Origin of the sequence: Sporosarcina sp. FSL K6-6792 (assembly GCF_038004885.1) — a bacterium.
GTDB classification, from domain to species: Bacteria; Bacillota; Bacilli; order Bacillales_A; family Planococcaceae; genus Sporosarcina; species Sporosarcina psychrophila.
On record NZ_JBBOSA010000001.1, the window covers coordinates 4,448,638 to 4,464,616 of the forward strand.

12 protein-coding genes are annotated in these 15,979 nt (G+C 44.4%); all 12 read left to right on the top strand.

Translation table 11 applies throughout. The annotated features are described in order from the left end of the window. The first annotated feature begins 13 nt into the window (after window positions 1–13). Window positions 14–1,273, top strand: a complete 1,260-nt coding sequence (gene rseP, locus MKZ26_RS21345; RefSeq protein ID WP_338655896.1) for an RIP metalloprotease RseP — start codon at window positions 14–16, stop codon at window positions 1,271–1,273. A gap of 445 nt (window positions 1,274–1,718) precedes the next feature. Further along, on the top strand, window positions 1,719–3,425 hold the full coding sequence (locus MKZ26_RS21350; RefSeq protein WP_067211165.1) for a proline--tRNA ligase: 1,707 nt from the start codon (window positions 1,719–1,721) through the stop codon (window positions 3,423–3,425). A gap of 226 nt (window positions 3,426–3,651) precedes the next feature. Continuing rightward, window positions 3,652–7,962, top strand: a complete 4,311-nt coding sequence (locus MKZ26_RS21355) for a PolC-type DNA polymerase III (RefSeq protein ID WP_340767464.1) — start codon at window positions 3,652–3,654, stop codon at window positions 7,960–7,962. Between the two features lie 368 nt (window positions 7,963–8,330). Further along, window positions 8,331–8,807: a ribosome maturation factor RimP gene (rimP, locus tag MKZ26_RS21360; RefSeq protein ID WP_340767466.1), complete on the top strand. Its 477-nt coding sequence runs from the start codon at window positions 8,331–8,333 to the stop codon at window positions 8,805–8,807. Window positions 8,808–8,829: 22 nt separating this feature from the next. Beyond that, window positions 8,830–10,026, top strand: a complete 1,197-nt coding sequence (gene nusA / locus MKZ26_RS21365) for a transcription termination factor NusA (protein WP_187045374.1) — start codon at window positions 8,830–8,832, stop codon at window positions 10,024–10,026. Between the two features lie 19 nt (window positions 10,027–10,045). Continuing rightward, window positions 10,046–10,324, top strand: a complete 279-nt coding sequence (gene rnpM, locus MKZ26_RS21370; protein ID WP_067211155.1) for an RNase P modulator RnpM — start codon at window positions 10,046–10,048, stop codon at window positions 10,322–10,324. Beyond that, on the top strand, window positions 10,321–10,698 hold the full coding sequence (locus tag MKZ26_RS21375; RefSeq protein WP_067211153.1) for a YlxQ family RNA-binding protein: 378 nt from the start codon (window positions 10,321–10,323) through the stop codon (window positions 10,696–10,698). The genes rnpM and MKZ26_RS21375 overlap by 4 nt, the downstream gene beginning before the upstream one ends. Next, window positions 10,646–13,177 carry a translation initiation factor IF-2 gene (infB, locus tag MKZ26_RS21380; protein ID WP_340767467.1) on the top strand — a complete coding sequence of 844 codons (2,532 nt, stop codon included), beginning with the start codon at window positions 10,646–10,648 and terminating at the stop codon, window positions 13,175–13,177. The genes MKZ26_RS21375 and infB overlap by 53 nt, the downstream gene beginning before the upstream one ends. Then, entirely contained in the window at window positions 13,174–13,452 is a 279-nt protein-coding gene (locus MKZ26_RS21385) for a DUF503 domain-containing protein (RefSeq protein WP_340767468.1), read from the top strand. Before infB ends, MKZ26_RS21385 begins: the two co-directional genes overlap by 4 nt. A gap of 22 nt (window positions 13,453–13,474) precedes the next feature. After that, a complete protein-coding gene (gene rbfA / locus MKZ26_RS21390) occupies window positions 13,475–13,837 on the top strand; it encodes a 30S ribosome-binding factor RbfA (protein WP_067211145.1) in 363 nt (120 codons plus the stop codon). 196 nt (window positions 13,838–14,033) lie between these two features. Then, window positions 14,034–14,945 (top strand): tRNA pseudouridine(55) synthase TruB, encoded by a 912-nt coding sequence (truB, locus tag MKZ26_RS21395; RefSeq protein WP_340767469.1) that lies wholly within the window; start codon window positions 14,034–14,036, stop codon window positions 14,943–14,945. Window positions 14,946–14,957: 12 nt separating this feature from the next. Then, window positions 14,958–15,905, top strand: a complete 948-nt coding sequence (locus MKZ26_RS21400) for a bifunctional riboflavin kinase/FAD synthetase (protein WP_340767470.1) — start codon at window positions 14,958–14,960, stop codon at window positions 15,903–15,905. The last annotated feature ends 74 nt before the right edge of the window (window positions 15,906–15,979 follow it).

Below are 15,979 nucleotides of genomic sequence, written 5' to 3' on the forward strand. Positions count from 1 at the left end.
AAGGTGGTTTTTCATGGAAACCGTTATTTCGTTTATAATCGTATTCGGTACTTTGGTCTTTTTTCATGAACTAGGACATTTCTTGTTTGCGAAAAAGGCTGGAATCATGGTGCGTGAATTCGCAATAGGATTCGGCCCTAAAATTATTGGTATTCAAAAAGGTGAAACGTTATATACAGTTAGACTTCTGCCGCTTGGTGGTTATGTCCGGATGGCAGGGGAAGACTTTGATACGGTTGCATTACAGGCTGGTTATCGTGTAGGTCTATTAATTAATGCTGCGAATGAAGTTGAAAAGATTTACTTGAACCGCAATGTTGCGAATCCTGACGTTCTATTCCTTGAAACCGAGTCATCTGATTTGGAAAAGGAACTATTCATCGAAGGCTATGATGAAGAAGGGCAGCTTGTCCGTTACAATGTATCTAGAAAAGCGGTTATCTATGAGAAGGGGCAGAAAACACTTATTGCCCCGTATGATCGCCAATTCGAATCGAAGTCTCTCGGCGGCCGAGCAATGACTATCTTTGCAGGTCCATTGTTTAACTTTATTCTGGCGTTTTTCATATTCCTTACGATCGGACTGTTACAAGGTGTACCGACATATGAACCCGTTATTACAAACGTGGTTAGCGGTGATCCTGCACAGGTTGCTGGTATGAAAGATGGAGATTTCGTTAAAGTAGTCGATGGCAAACCCATCGAAACATGGCAGGAGTTTGCTGAAATCATTCAAAATAGTCCCGGTATACTGCTCCAGCTTGAAGTGGATCGTAACGGTGATTCGGTGATGATGGATGTTGTACCAAAGACACTTGAAGAAAAAGGTAAAGAATACGGCCAGATTGGCGTGAAGTATACAAGCCCAGTAGAGAAAGGTGCATTAAAAGCAGTTCAACATGGGGCGGAAGAAACAATTGTATGGTTTAAAAGAATAGCCGATTTACTCGGGCAGCTTGTAACAGGTCAATTGTCATTCGACGCCTTATCAGGACCTGTAGGTATTTACCAAGCTACTGGGGAAGTAGCGCAGCACGGTATATATAGTCTCATGAACTGGGCGGCAATTTTAAGCATTAACCTGGGGATTATGAACTTGTTGCCATTGCCAGCACTTGACGGCGGAAGGTTATTATTCTTCCTGTTTGAGGCAATTCGTGGTAAGCCAATCGCCAAACAAAAAGAAGGAATGGTCCATTTTGTAGGGATTGTTCTGCTGATGTTACTTATGCTTATAGTAACCTGGAATGATATACAGCGCTTTTTCTTCTAAAGAAAAGCGCAAGGCGCCGTTTAGCCCCGACAAGCGCTGTAGGGCCTGTCGGGAAAGGCGTACTTTGCCTTTATCGGCAGGACCGAAGCGACTCGAGGGGTTGGCGCCTGAAGTCTAGACAAGAAAAGCGCAAGGCGCCGTTTAACCCCGACAAGCGCTGTAGGGCCTGTCGGAAAAGGCGTACTTTGCCTTTATCGGCAGGACCGAAGCGACTCGAGGGGTTGGCGCCTGAAGTCTAGACAAGAAAAGCGCAAGGCGCCGTTTAGCGCCGACAAGCGCTGTAGGGCCTGTCGGGAAAGGCGTACTTTGCCTTTATCGGCAGGACCGAAGCGACTTGGCTTAGGTCGGCACGTATCTCTGAGCGCCGTAGCGAATTAAATGGGATTCTTTATATTGACCTATATACCAAGGAATTCCAAAAACATTACTTAAGGTGGGAACATAGATGAAACAATCGCGAACATTCATACCTACGATGCGTGAAGTACCTTCTGATGCCGATGTAAAATCACATCAGTTACTTTTACGCGCAGGTTTTATCCGACAAAATACAAGTGGAATTTATTCATTCCTACCTTTGGGAAAGAAAGTACTTCAAAAAGTCGAGACAATTATCCGTGAAGAAATGGAAGCAATCGAAGCTGTAGAAGTATTTATGCCTGCTATGCAACAAGCGGAACTGTGGCAGGAAACTGGCAGATGGTACTCATATGGTCCTGAGCTATTCAGAATGACTGATCGGCATAAACGGGAATTCGCCCTCGGTGCGACTCATGAAGAAGTAATTACTTCACTTGTTCGCGATGAAGTGAAATCTTATAAGAAGCTACCACTGACAATGTTCCAAATACAGACGAAGTTCAGGGATGAACAGCGTCCACGTTTCGGACTTCTGCGAGGACGCGAATTCATCATGAAAGATGCGTATTCCTTCCATGCGACGGAAGAAAGTCTTGATGAGAAATACCAGGAAATGATGCAAGCCTATACGAATATCTTTACAAGGCTTGGGCTTGATTTCCGTGCAGTTATGGCAGACGGTGGATCAATCGGTGGTACAGATACACATGAATTCATGGCGCTGTCTGACATTGGTGAAGATACAATTGCATATAGTGATTCTTCTTCATATGCAGCTAACATTGAAATGGCTGAAGTGAATGTCAACTATGAAAAACTGGATGAAGCATTGCGGGAAGTAGAAAAAGTCGCAACGCCTGATCAAAAAACAATCAGCGAAGTTGCTTCATACCTGAATGTCGATGCAACTCGTCTTATTAAGACACTTATCTTCAAAGCAGATGATGAGCTAATCGCCGTCCTTTGTCGTGGAGATCATGAAATCAATGATATTAAGTTGAAAAATGTACTTGGTGCCTCAGAAGTTGAGTTCGCAGCAGAAGGTGATGTTACTGAGCTTCTTTCTTGTGGGGTTGGTTCAATCGGGCCAGTTAAACTTCCTCTTGATCTTAAAGTGATTGCAGATCACTCAGTCGCATCAATCGTCAACGGTGTATGCGGAGCAAACGAAGATGGTTTCCATTTGACAAATGTCAATCCAGAACGTGATTTTGCTGTGGATCGCTATGAAGATCTTCGTTTCATCCTCGAAGGAGACGCGTCTCCGGATGGCAAGGGTACCATTAAGTTTGCCAAAGGAATTGAACTTGGACATATATTCAAATTAGGTACGACATATAGTGAACCGATGGGCGGAACATTCCTTGATGAAAACGGCAGATCGAAACCATACATCATGGGCTGTTATGGCATTGGCGTATCACGTATACTTGCAGCTGTCGCGGAACAATTCAATGATGAGTACGGATTGAAATGGCCGAAGAAGATTGCGCCATTTGATGTCCATCTAATTGCTGTAAATCTTAAAGATGAAAGTCAGAAAGAATTGGCTGACGAATTATATAGTGTTCTAAAATCTTACAGATATGATGTCCTGTATGATGATCGTCCTGAACGTGCAGGCGTTAAATTCGCAGATTCAGATTTGATTGGTCTACCGATTCGCATTACAATCGGGAAAAGAGCTTCAGAAGGCATTGTCGAAATTAAATTCAGACAAACCGGAGAAACTGCTGAATGGCAAAAAGAAGAACTAACTGAAAAGTTACAAGCATTTTTCACAGCTGAATAACTATTGAGAAGGGAAGGCCGCATGTCGGTACTTCCCTTCTTTTTCGAAAGATTAAGAAAGAATGTGTTTTTTGACCTAGAACAGTGTCTAGCTCCAGGCGCCAGCCGCTCGGTCATAAGCAATCCAGCTATGTGGCAAAGAGCGCCACGTCCCCGGATCGACTTATGCCTGTCGCGTCTAGACTGCGCCTTGCGCTTTTCTTACTGATGAAGGATTGGAGAGGCTTATGGACGCTATAAATAAACTATATATCTTGCTGCAACAAATCGAGATGACAGATGATCAATATGTCATTCACTTTGAACATGCGGAACTTAACCGTGTGAACATTCACCGAAAATCAAGAGTGTGGCAATTTAATTTAACGCTCGACAAGCCATTACCAGTAGATGTCTATACAGTGTTTTCACAACGTATCCATAAAACATTTGCGGCCATTGCGACGGTTAAGCTTCAGATTACATCCAGAAACCAGGAAGTAGATGGGCAATTACTAACGGATTATTGGCCATTTATCATCGAAGAGTTGAGTGATATGTCTCCGCCAATCAGAGAACTTCTTATTGGACAAAAGCCGGTCATGACGGGTGGTAAAATGACGCTTTCTTGTACGAATGATTTGGAACTACAAATGATGAAAGGCAAATATGCTGGACTCATCACGGATGTGTATACATCATTCGGATTTCCGCGGCCTGTCGTCGATTTCAAATTGACAGATGAAGATAGCGGAGCGGAAGCTGCCCGTAAAGCATTTATGGCGCAACGGCTAGCGGAAGAGGAAGCGTATGGTAAAAAAGCGCTTGAAGATTTAAAACTAAGGGAAACATCCCAGAAAGAAAGTGGCACTGTATCTGGACCATTCCGTCTCGGAACGCCAATTAAACCAGATGAGCCTATGCTCGAAATTCAGCAAATTCAGGACGAAGAACGTCGCGTGACAATAGAAGGCTATGTGTTTGACACGGATGTTCGTGAACTGCGGAGTGGACGCTCACTGTTGACGATTAAAGTAACAGATTACACGGATTCAATTCTTGTTAAAATGTTCTCGCGTGATAACGAAGATGCGGAAATGATGAAGGCGCTGAAAAAAGGGACATGGATTCGAGCCCGCGGCGGTATCCAAAACGATACGTTCGTACGGGATCTTATTATGATGGCTCAAGACGTTATGGAAGTGTCTCCTATTATCAGACAAGACAAGGCGCCGAAGGACCGAAAACGGATTGAGCTGCATGCACACACGACGATGAGTCAGATGGATGCCGTTGTATCTGCATCTGCACTTGTTGAACAAGCGGCGAAATGGGGACACCCCGCAATCGCAATTACAGATCACGCGAACGTTCAATCATTTCCAGAGGCGTATAACGCTGGGAAAAAACATGGTGTGAAAGTCATTTTCGGACTAGAAGCAAATCTAGTTGATGACGGAGTGCCTATCGTTTTTGATGAACAGCATAGAAAGCTTGAAGATGATTCATTTGTTGTATTTGACGTTGAGACGACAGGTCTTTCGGCGGTGTATGACAGAATCATCGAGCTGGCTGCAGTCAGAGTGAAAAATGGTGAGATTATTGAGACGTTCGAAAGATTCTCAAATCCGCATCATCCGCTATCATCGACAACGACCAGATTGACGGGAATTACCGACGAAATGGTAAAAAATGCACCGGAAATTGAGGATGTCACGAAAGATTTCGTCGAATTTATTGGCGATTCGATTCTTGTTGCTCATAATGCGAAATTCGATATGGGCTTCTTTTATCAAGCATGTAAAAAGGCGGACTTGGAAGCTGCGGCCTATCCGGTTATCGATACGCTCGAATTGGCCCGCTTCCTGTACCCAGAAATGGGGAATCACCGGCTAGGTACGCTGGCGAAAAAGTTCGGAATCGAACTGACTCAGGCTCACCGAGCAATCTATGATACCGAAGCGACTGCACATCTGTTCCTTCGTTTGTTAAAAGATGCGGAAGGCAAAGGCATCGAATACTTGGATGACTTTAACCGCCATATTGGTGAAGGCGACGTCTACAAACGGTCCCGTCCATCGCATTGTACACTTTTAGCGGTGGATGATGAAGGATTGAAAAACCTGTTCAAACTTGTTTCGTACTCACATATGGATTATTTCTACCGTATTCCGCGTATTCCGCGTTCATTGCTAGTTAAATACCGTAAGGGGCTGCTTGTTGGCTCTGGTTGTGATAAAGGTGAAGTGTTCGAGGGGCTTATGCAGAAACCGATGGAAGAAGTAGAGGAGATTGCGAAGTTTTACGATTACCTTGAAGTCCATCCCAAACCAGTTTATTCGCATCTGCTTGAACTTGAATTGATTCGCGATGAGTGGAATATGGAAGACATCATGCGGAAACTAATCAAGCTTGGGAAAAAGGTTGGTTTACCCGTTTGTGCAACTGGAAATGTCCATTACATTGATGAAACGGATGCAACATTCCGCCAAGTACTTGTCAGATCACAAGGTGGAGCCAATCCAATGAACAGGCATTCGCTACCGGCGGTCCAATTCCGAACGACGGATGAGATGCTGGAAGAGTTTGCGTTTCTAGGTCAAGAAGTCGCGGAAGAAATAGTCATCGACAACCCGCATGCAATTTTAGAAAGAATCGGTAACGTAAAACCAATCAAAGATGATCTTTATACTCCGACAATCGAAGGTGCGGATGAAGAAGTACGTGAACTGACGTATTCGATGGCGCACGGAATCTATGGTGAGCAATTGCCGGAAATCATCGAAGCGCGTATTGAAAAAGAACTAAAATCGATTATTGGTCACGGCTTTGCGGTTATCTACCTTATATCGCATAAACTCGTGAAGAAATCGCTAGATGAAGGGTATCTGGTTGGGTCTCGGGGGTCTGTCGGTTCGTCGCTTGTTGCTACAATGATGGAAATCACCGAAGTAAATCCAATGCCGCCACATTATATTTGTCCGACCTGTAAGGTAGCCGAGTTTTTCGATGATGGATCTGTCAGTTCTGGCTACGATCTTCCAGACAAAATGTGCCCAACATGCGAAACGCCGTTCAAAAAAGATGGTCAGGATATCCCGTTTGAAACTTTCCTTGGATTTAACGGGGATAAAGTTCCCGATATTGACCTCAACTTCAGTGGTGATTATCAAGCACATGCTCATAATTATACGAAGGAACTGTTCGGTGAAGATTTTGTTTATCGTGCAGGGACGATTGGAACAGTCGCTGAGAAGACCGCCTATGGCTATGTACGCGGCTATATGAATGATAATAATTTGAACTTCCGTGGCGCTGAAATCGATCGACTGGTACAAGGTTGTTCAGGCGTTAAACGGAATACGGGGCAGCATCCCGGCGGAATTATCGTTGTTCCGGATGATATGGATATATTCGATTTTACACCCATTCAGTTTCCGGCGAATGATTTGAATTCGAGTTGGAAGACGACTCATTTTGACTTCCATTCCATTGACAATAACTTGTTGAAACTCGATATTCTTGGTCATGATGATCCGACAATGATTAAAATGTTGCAGGATTTATCCGGCATTGATCCACTTACGATTCCACCGGATGATAAAGGCGTCATGGAATTATTCAGCGGTACAACTTCGCTTGGCGTCACTCCGGAGCAAATCGGTTGTAAGACGGGTACGCTTGGTGTGCCTGAGTTTGGGACAAGATTCGTACGGCAGATGCTTGAAGAAACGAAGCCATCGACGTTTTCGGAACTGATTCAAATTTCCGGATTGTCTCATGGTACGGACGTTTGGCTCGGCAACGCCCAGGAATTGATTCAGAACAAAACTTGCGAATTGAAAGACGTTATTGGTTGTCGTGATGATATTATGGTGTACTTGATCTATCAAGGGCTAGATCCGTCGATGGCCTTTCAGATTATGGAATTTGTCCGTAAAGGCCGCGGGTTGACACCGGAGTTTGAAGCGGAAATGAAAGCTCAAAGCGTACCTAACTGGTACATTGAATCTTGTAAAAAGATTAAATACATGTTCCCGAAAGCACACGCAGCTGCCTATGTATTGATGGCGCTACGCATCGCATACTTCAAAGTGCATCATCCAATTCTGTACTATGCAACATACTTCACAATACGGGCAACGGACTTCGATCTACTGACGATGACGAAGGGGTCTGCGTCGGTTAGAGCGCAAGTTAAAGAGATTAATGCAAAAGGGCTTGATGCAACGCCGAAAGAAAAGAGCTTGCTCACGGTACTTGAAATTGCGCTGGAAATGTGGGAGCGCGGTATTTCATTGGCAAGACCAGATTTGTATAAATCCGACGCAACAACGTTCCTTATTGAAGGCGATACACTGATTCCGCCATTTAATTCAGTTCCTTCTCTTGGAACGAACGTTGCGAATTCAATTGTTGAAGCAAGGAAAGACGGAGAATTTCTTTCGAAAGAAGATTTCCAACAGCGCGGCCGTGTTTCGAAGACAATTGTCGAGTATATGGACGCATTAGGTTGTTTGGAAGGTATGCCTGATGCGAATCAGCTGTCCCTCTTCTAGGATTTTTGCTGGGTTTTTTGAAATACAATATGTAGCGTTGTTTAACATCTATTGTATAATCCCCGTAAAGGAAGCTGGAATTATGCAAACAAACCGAACTCTTCTTGTTCGGTTTGTTTGCACCAGCAAATATCGTATGGTATGATGGGAACAACTTTTGTAATAGTCTTGCGCAAAAAGAGTGGGATTTCCCGCTCTTTTCTGTTGTTCTGTACTGTTTTTTAATTTTATTTGGTAGGAGTTCAGGCTTTCATCAAATAAAGTTAGAGCCTCCGGCGGATGCCACAGATTTTGTAGTGAACTAAATCTACTTAATCTTGGCGCAAATACGCCGAGGCGTATTTGATTAATATTTCGGGAGGGCTAAGATGAGTAATATTACGGAAGAAGTCGCAAAAATCGCCGGTCCAATTGTAGAGGAACTAGAATTGGAACTTGTCGATGTAGAGTTCGTTAAAGAAGGAAGAGACTGGTTTTTACGGGTCTATATTGATACACCTAACGGAAGCATTGATATTGATCAGTGCTCTCAAGTTAGTGAAAAGTTGAGTGAAGAGCTTGACCGTACTGATCCAATTCCGCAAAACTACTTTCTTGAAGTGTCTTCACCAGGCGCAGAGCGTCCGTTGAAGAAGGAAGAAGATTTTCAAAAAGCGATTGGACAGTTCGTATTCATTAAAACGTACGAAGCCATTAAAGATATGAAAGAGTTCGAAGGTTATTTAGTGGCATATGGTCCTGAAGGCGCTGAAGTTGAAATGCGTATTAAGACGAGAAAATTAAAAGTTGTAATCGAACTGGATAAAATCGCACTTGCCCGTTTGGCAATCGACTTTTCCGCATAATTGAATAGTAGGAGTGATTAACATGAGTAGTGATCTACTCGATGCATTGACAGCCTTAGAAAAGCAAAAAGGTATTTCTAGGGACGTATTAGTGGAAGCAATCGAAGCGGCACTTGTAACCGCATATAAACGCAATTTTAATCAGGCACAAAATGTGCGCGTTGACTTGAACCTTGATAAAGGAACAATGAAAGTTTATTCAAGAAAAGACGTTGTCGAAGAAGTCGAAGATGAGCGTCTACAAATCAGTCTTGAAGATGCACATAAAATCAACCCATCTTATGAACTTGAAGATGTTGTTGAAGAAGAAGTGACGCCACGCGACTTTGGTCGTGTTGCAGCACAAACTGCGAAGCAAGTTGTTACGCAGCGTGTGAGGGAAGCGGAACGTGGCATCATCTATGAAGAGTACGTCGATAGGGAAGATGATATCGTCAACGGTATTGTTGAACGCCTTGACGCACGAAATTTGTATGTAGGTCTTGGGAAAGTCGAAGCTGTTTTACCAGTAGGGGAACAGATCCCGACAGAAAAGTATCAACCCCATGATCGTATCAAAGTCTATATTACAAAAGTTGAACGTACATCACGTGGTCCGCAAGTGTTCGTATCAAGAACACATCCAGGACTTCTTCGCAGACTGTTTGAAGTTGAGGTTCCTGAAATCTTTGAAGGTATCGTTGAAATCAAATCGATTGCACGAGAAGCGGGAGACCGTTCTAAAATTTCAGTTCATACGAATAATGATGCAGTAGATCCGGTTGGTTCATGTGTAGGCGCAAGAGGTGCACGGGTTCAATCGATTTCAAATGAACTAAATGGCGAGAAAATCGATATCGTCGAATGGTCAGAGGATCCAGCTATATTCGTAGCAAATGCACTGAGTCCTTCAAAAGTAATTGACGTTCAGGTAAATGAAGAAGATCGATCGACAACGGTTGTTGTACCTGACTATCAATTGTCACTTGCTATCGGGAAACGTGGTCAAAACGCTAGACTTGCTGCCAAGATGACTGGTTGGAAAATCGACATTAAGAGCGAAACGGATGCACGTGAACTTGGGATTTATCCGTCAGCCACTAGTGCGTTAATCATAGAACAAGTCCAGTTGGATGGGGACGCGAACGAAAGTGACCCGTACTTCGTTGAAGATGAAGTAACAGAAGACGTTGGAACTGAAACAATCGATCTGTATACGGATACGGAAAACGAAGACTGAGAGGAAAGGTTGAGCACACATGACAAACATGAAAAAAATTCCTTTGCGTAAATGTGCGGCGACAGGCAATATGTTTCCCAAAAAGGAAATGATCCGCATTGTCCGCCCGAAAGAAGGGGAAGTTTCAGTCGATCTCACTGGCAAGAAATCAGGCCGCGGGACATATGTGTCAAAATCCGAAGAAGCAGTTGAATCCGCGCGCCGTAACAGATCGATTGAAAGTCAACTTGGAACGGCCGTACCTGAACAGGTATTTGAGGATCTTCTCCACGCGATCCGCCGGGAGGCATTAAAATGACAGATCCGAAAAAGATTTATCAAATGCTTGGCATGGCGGCGCGGGCAAGAATGCTTATAATGGGTGAAGATTTGGTTGTTCGGGAAATTCGTGCCGGCAAAGCGCGTCTTGTAATTATTTCAGAAGACGCATCTAAAAATACATTGAAGAAATTAACTGATAAAAGTGCATTTTACAACGTTGAGAAGCATGTTTTCGGGACTCGAGAAGAGCTTGGACATGCAGTTGGAAAAGAGTCGCGAGTGGTGCTTGCGCTAACGGACAGCGGTTTTGCTAAAAAGGTGTCCGGGCTACTCAACGAATATAACCGGGGGTGGACTAATGACGAAAATACGAGTACACGAATACGCGAAACAAGTGAATCGGACGAGTAAAGAAGTTATTGATGAGCTTGGAAAGATAAATGTAAGTGTTACAAATCATATGTCGACATTAGATAATGATTCGATTACAAAGCTGAATAGTAAATTCAGTGGCAATGTCACTAAACCAAGTGCGCCAAAAGTAGAAACGAAGGGTGCTGAACAAAAAATGGCTCCAAAACCATCACAAGGTTCGACAGGCGGCAATCGCCCAGCGCAAGGCTCAACAGGCGGCAATCGCCCATCACAAGGCTCAACAGGCGGCAATCGCCCATCACAAAGCTCAACAGGCGGCAACCGTCCATCACAAAGCTCAACAGGTGGCAACCGTCCATCACAAAGCTCAACAGGCGGCAATCGCCCATCACAAAGCTCAACAGGCGGCAATCGCCCATCACAAAGTTCAACAGGTGGCAACCGTCCAGCACAAAGCTCAACAGGTGGCAATCGCCCATCACAAAGCTCAACAGGTGGCAACCGTCCAGCACAAAGTTCAACAGGCGGCAACCGTCCAGCGCAAAGCTCAACGGGTAGCAATCGCCCAGCGCAAGGTTCAACAGGTGGCAACCGTCCAGCACAAGGCGCACCAAGTGGACAAGGCGGACGCCCAGGTGGCGGAGGTCCAAGTCGTCCAGGTGGCGGTCGCGGTGGACGTCCACCAGCACGTGGTATAAACCAAGGGCGTAGAAGATATCGTCCAGCGAACCCGATTCCAAAAGTGGAAAAACCGTTACCGGAAAAAATCACTTTCTACGAATCACTGTCAGTTGCTGAACTAGCGAACAAACTAGGCCGGGAACCGTCTGGAATCATCAAAAAACTCTTCATGCTTGGTATCATGGCTACAATCAACCAAGAATTGGACAAAGATGCGATTGAACTCATCTGCGCAGATTATGAAGTTGAAGTAGAAGAAGAAATTCGTATCGATGTAACTGATCTTGAAACGTACTTTGAGGAGCATGAAGAAACAGCTATTGCTTCAATTGAACGTCCTCCAGTCGTTACAATCATGGGGCATGTTGACCACGGTAAAACGACACTTCTAGACTCGATTCGTAATACGAAAGTTACACAAGGCGAAGCGGGCGGTATCACACAGCATATTGGTGCCTACCAAATCGAAGAAAAGGGCAAGAAAATAACATTCCTTGATACACCAGGTCACGCGGCGTTCACAACGATGCGTGCACGTGGTGCGAAAGTGACTGATATTACGATTCTTGTTGTAGCAGCGGATGATGGTGTTATGCCACAAACAATCGAAGCAATCAACCATGCGAAAGCGGCTGAAGTTCCGATTATCGTTGCAGTGAATAAGATGGATAAGCCTTCTGCAAATCCAGACCGTGTTATGCAAGAATTAACAGACCAAGGACTTGTTGCTGAAGCATGGGGCGGAGATGCAATTTTCGTACCAATCTCAGCATTAAAAGGCGAAGGAATTGACCAGTTGATTGAAATGGTTCTTCTTGTTGCCGAAGTCGCTGAACTAAAAGCTGATCCAAACATTCGCGCACGCGGAAGTGTTATTGAAGCTTCTCTTGATAAAGGTCGCGGTGCTGTTGCAACGCTTCTTGTACAAGATGGAACGCTTCGTGTAGGTGATCCAATCGTAGTTGGTAACACATACGGTCGTGTACGTGCGATGGTAAGTGACATTGGACGCCGCGTGAAAGAAGCTGGCCCATCTACACCGATTGAAATTACAGGGTTAAGCGATGTACCCCAAGCTGGAGATCGTTTTGTTGTCTTTGAAGACGAGAAAACAGCACGCCAAATCGGGGAAACTAGAGCTGGTGAAGCGCTGCAAGATCAACGCGTTGAGAAAACACGTGTAACACTTGATAACTTGTTTGATCATATGAAACAAGGCGAAATCAAAGAATTGAACTTAATCGTAAAAGCAGACGTACAAGGTACGGTTGAAGCGATGGCATCTTCACTTATGAAAATTGAAGTTGAAGGCGTCAACGTTAAAATCATCCACACAGGTGCTGGCGCGATTAATGAATCTGATATTTCACTTGCTGCTGCATCAAATGCTATCGTTATTGGATTCAACGTTCGTCCAGATGTCAACGCGAAACGCGCGGCTGAAGAAGAAGGCGTTGAAATCAGACAACACCGTGTCATCTATAAAGTGATTGAAGAAATCGAATTGGCAATGAAGGGTATGCTTGACCCTGAATACGAAGAAAAAGTTATCGGTCAAGTTGAAGTACGCGAAACAATTAAAGTGTCTAAAATCGGAACGATTGCGGGAAGCTATGTGACGAGCGGTAAGATTACTCGTGATTCAAGCGTTCGTATCGTTCGCGACAACATCGTCATCTTTGAGGGCGAAATAGATACGTTGAAACGTTTTAAAGACGATGCAAAAGAAGTAGCAAAAGGCTATGAATGTGGAATTACAATCAAAAACTTTGATGATATACATGTAGACGACGTTATCGAAGCCTTCATCATGGAAGAAATTAAACGAGTATGATTGTCTATGCGGAATGTTCATTCTTCATTCCGGAGGCGGCTTCATTGAAAGAGAAGCGGTCTGTTTTAAAACGGATGACGGACAGAGTCAAAAATGACTATAATGTCTCCATCTCAGAACTAGATCATCAGGATCTGTGGCAACGAACAACAATCGCTCTTGTTGCTGTTGCCTCATCAAAAGATGCAGCTGAGCGTGAGGTTAGGCGGGCAATCCGACTTTTGGAGTCAAATCCAGAATGGGAAATGTCCAACTTAACGCTCGACTATTATTAAAACGGGATTGGGGTGACCATCCATGACAATGCGTGCTAATCGTGTTGCAGAGCAGATGAAAAAAGAGCTTGGTGAAATCATCGGTCAAAAAATTAAAGATCCACGAATCGGTTTTGTTACAGTAACTGATGTCGAGGTGACTGGTGATCTTCAACATGCAACGATTTACATTTCTGTTCTTGGAAAAGATTCGGAAAAAAAGGATACGCTAAGAGGGCTGAATCAGGCGAAAGGATATATTCGTACTGAAATCGGCCAGCGAATCAGGCTTCGGATAACACCCGAACTTAAGTTCGAATACGATACTTCCGTTGCATACGGAACTCGAATCGAATCACTTCTTAAACAGGTGAAAAACGAAGACAATGAAGTAGAAAAAGAGTAGGGTGCCGCTAAGATGCGAGGGGCATAAAGCGGGCCAGCGTCGCGGGGTACTGTCCGCAGAGCTGGACTGATTTATGACCCTAGCATCTGGTACCCGGAGTCTAGTCAGTAACAAAAAGGAGGAAGTCGGTGTCCACAAGGACTTTCCGGCTTCCTCCTTTTTACATATAGTAAGAATTGTGAAGGTGGTGGCGTGTATGAATGGAATACTTCCCCTGTGGAAGGAAAAAGGAATGACTTCGCATGATTGTGTATTCAAGTTGCGTAAGATTCTCGGTACGAAAAAAGTGGGACATACTGGTACACTTGATCCAAGCGTAGAGGGCGTATTGCCGATTTGTATAGGACAGGCAACGAAGGTCGCTGAATATATAACAGATTCTGGCAAAGAATATATTGCGGTTGTATCCATTGGGACTGCAACTGAAACGGAAGATGCGGATGGAGCAGTCGTAGCTTCGGATTTATCACCAAAACATATTACACGAACGGAAATTGAAGCAGCGCTCGCCAAATTGACAGGCGAAATCGTCCAAATTCCACCGATGTATTCTGCTGTAAAAGTGAATGGTAAAAAGTTATATGAATATGCTCGAAAAGGCATTGAAGTTGAAAGGCCTGAACGGAAAGTGTTCATTCGTGAAATCGAATTGTTGGATCCTGTACAATGGTATGAAGGTGAAACAGTTTCATTCCGCATCCGAGTTGCTTGCGGCAAAGGAACGTACATCCGCACGCTTGCCGTCCAGATAGGGGAGCTGCTGGGTTTCCCGGCGCATATGGCGGCATTAGTCCGTACATCGTCAGGAACGTACGTGCAGGACGATTGCCGTACTTTGGATGAAGTGAGGGCGCTTCAAGAAGAAGGGCAAATAGCCACGATACTTCGTCCGCTTGAAGATGCACTAAGTGATTTTACTGCGATTGAAATCCCTGAGGAGCTTCTGGAGAAAGTAGAAAATGGACAAGTGTTGCCGGAGCATCCACTGCTGGACACGGAAGTGGCACTCGTGTTTATGAATGAAGGCAAGGCACTTGCAGTATACAGGAAGCATCCTACCAAGCTTGGTCTTATGAAGCCTGAAAAGATGTTTCCACTGAACAGGTAAGGGGCGATACTAATGGACATCTACAAATTGCATTATCCAGAAACAATTACGATTGACGATGATGCGAATTACTCCCTTGCGATTGGTTTCTTTGACGGCTTGCATAGAGGTCATCAGACAGTGATCAACGAAGCGAAAAGAAAGGCCGAAGAACTGGGTATCCGCTCGGCTGTTATGACATTCGATCCGCATCCCTCTCATCTATTTGGTGATGGTGAAAATAAGGTAGGTTATATTACGCAGTATAAGGAAAAAGCTAGGCTTCTTAGTGCAATGGGGATCGATGCTTTGTTCATCGTAACGTTTGACTGGGCACTTGCTTCGCTTTCGCCTAAGCAATTCGTGGATATTTTCTTGAAGGAACTACATGTTTTGCATGTTACTGCAGGGTTTGATTTTACATTCGGTTCGAAGGGCGCGGGCACCATGGAGCAGATGGCTACTTTGTCAGACGGGGCATTCGGTACAACTGTTATCGAAAAAGTAACAGATAATGAGCAAAAGATTTCCTCAACACGGATTCGTGAGCTTTTGTCTAAAGGTAATGTTGAAGAGACAGAATTGCTTCTTGGCAGACCTTTTCGGACAGTCGGCATAGTCGTTGATGGCGAGAAAAGAGGAAGGCTGCTCGGATTCCCCACTGCCAACGTTATGCCAGAGAAAAGTACAGTGTTGCCTGCAAATGGCGTCTATGCAGTGCGTTTTACTGTGGATGAACAAACATATGAAGGTGTGTGTAATGTTGGCGTTAAACCGACGTTCCATGATCCAAGTGATAGACAGGCCGTCGTAGAAGTGCATGTACTCGATTTTACCGGAGATCTCTATGGTAAAGAAGCATTTGTAGACTGGGTTGGACATATCCGTCCTGAGCAAAAATTCGGTTCCATTGATCTGCTTGTCGAACAGATCGCCAAAGACAAAAAAAGCGCACAAGAGATTCTAGCAGCACGCGGATGATTGTTGCATTTCCAAAATAGGCGTGGTACTATAAATACGTGCCAATGTGCACAAACCATTCCTTGGCATCGCGA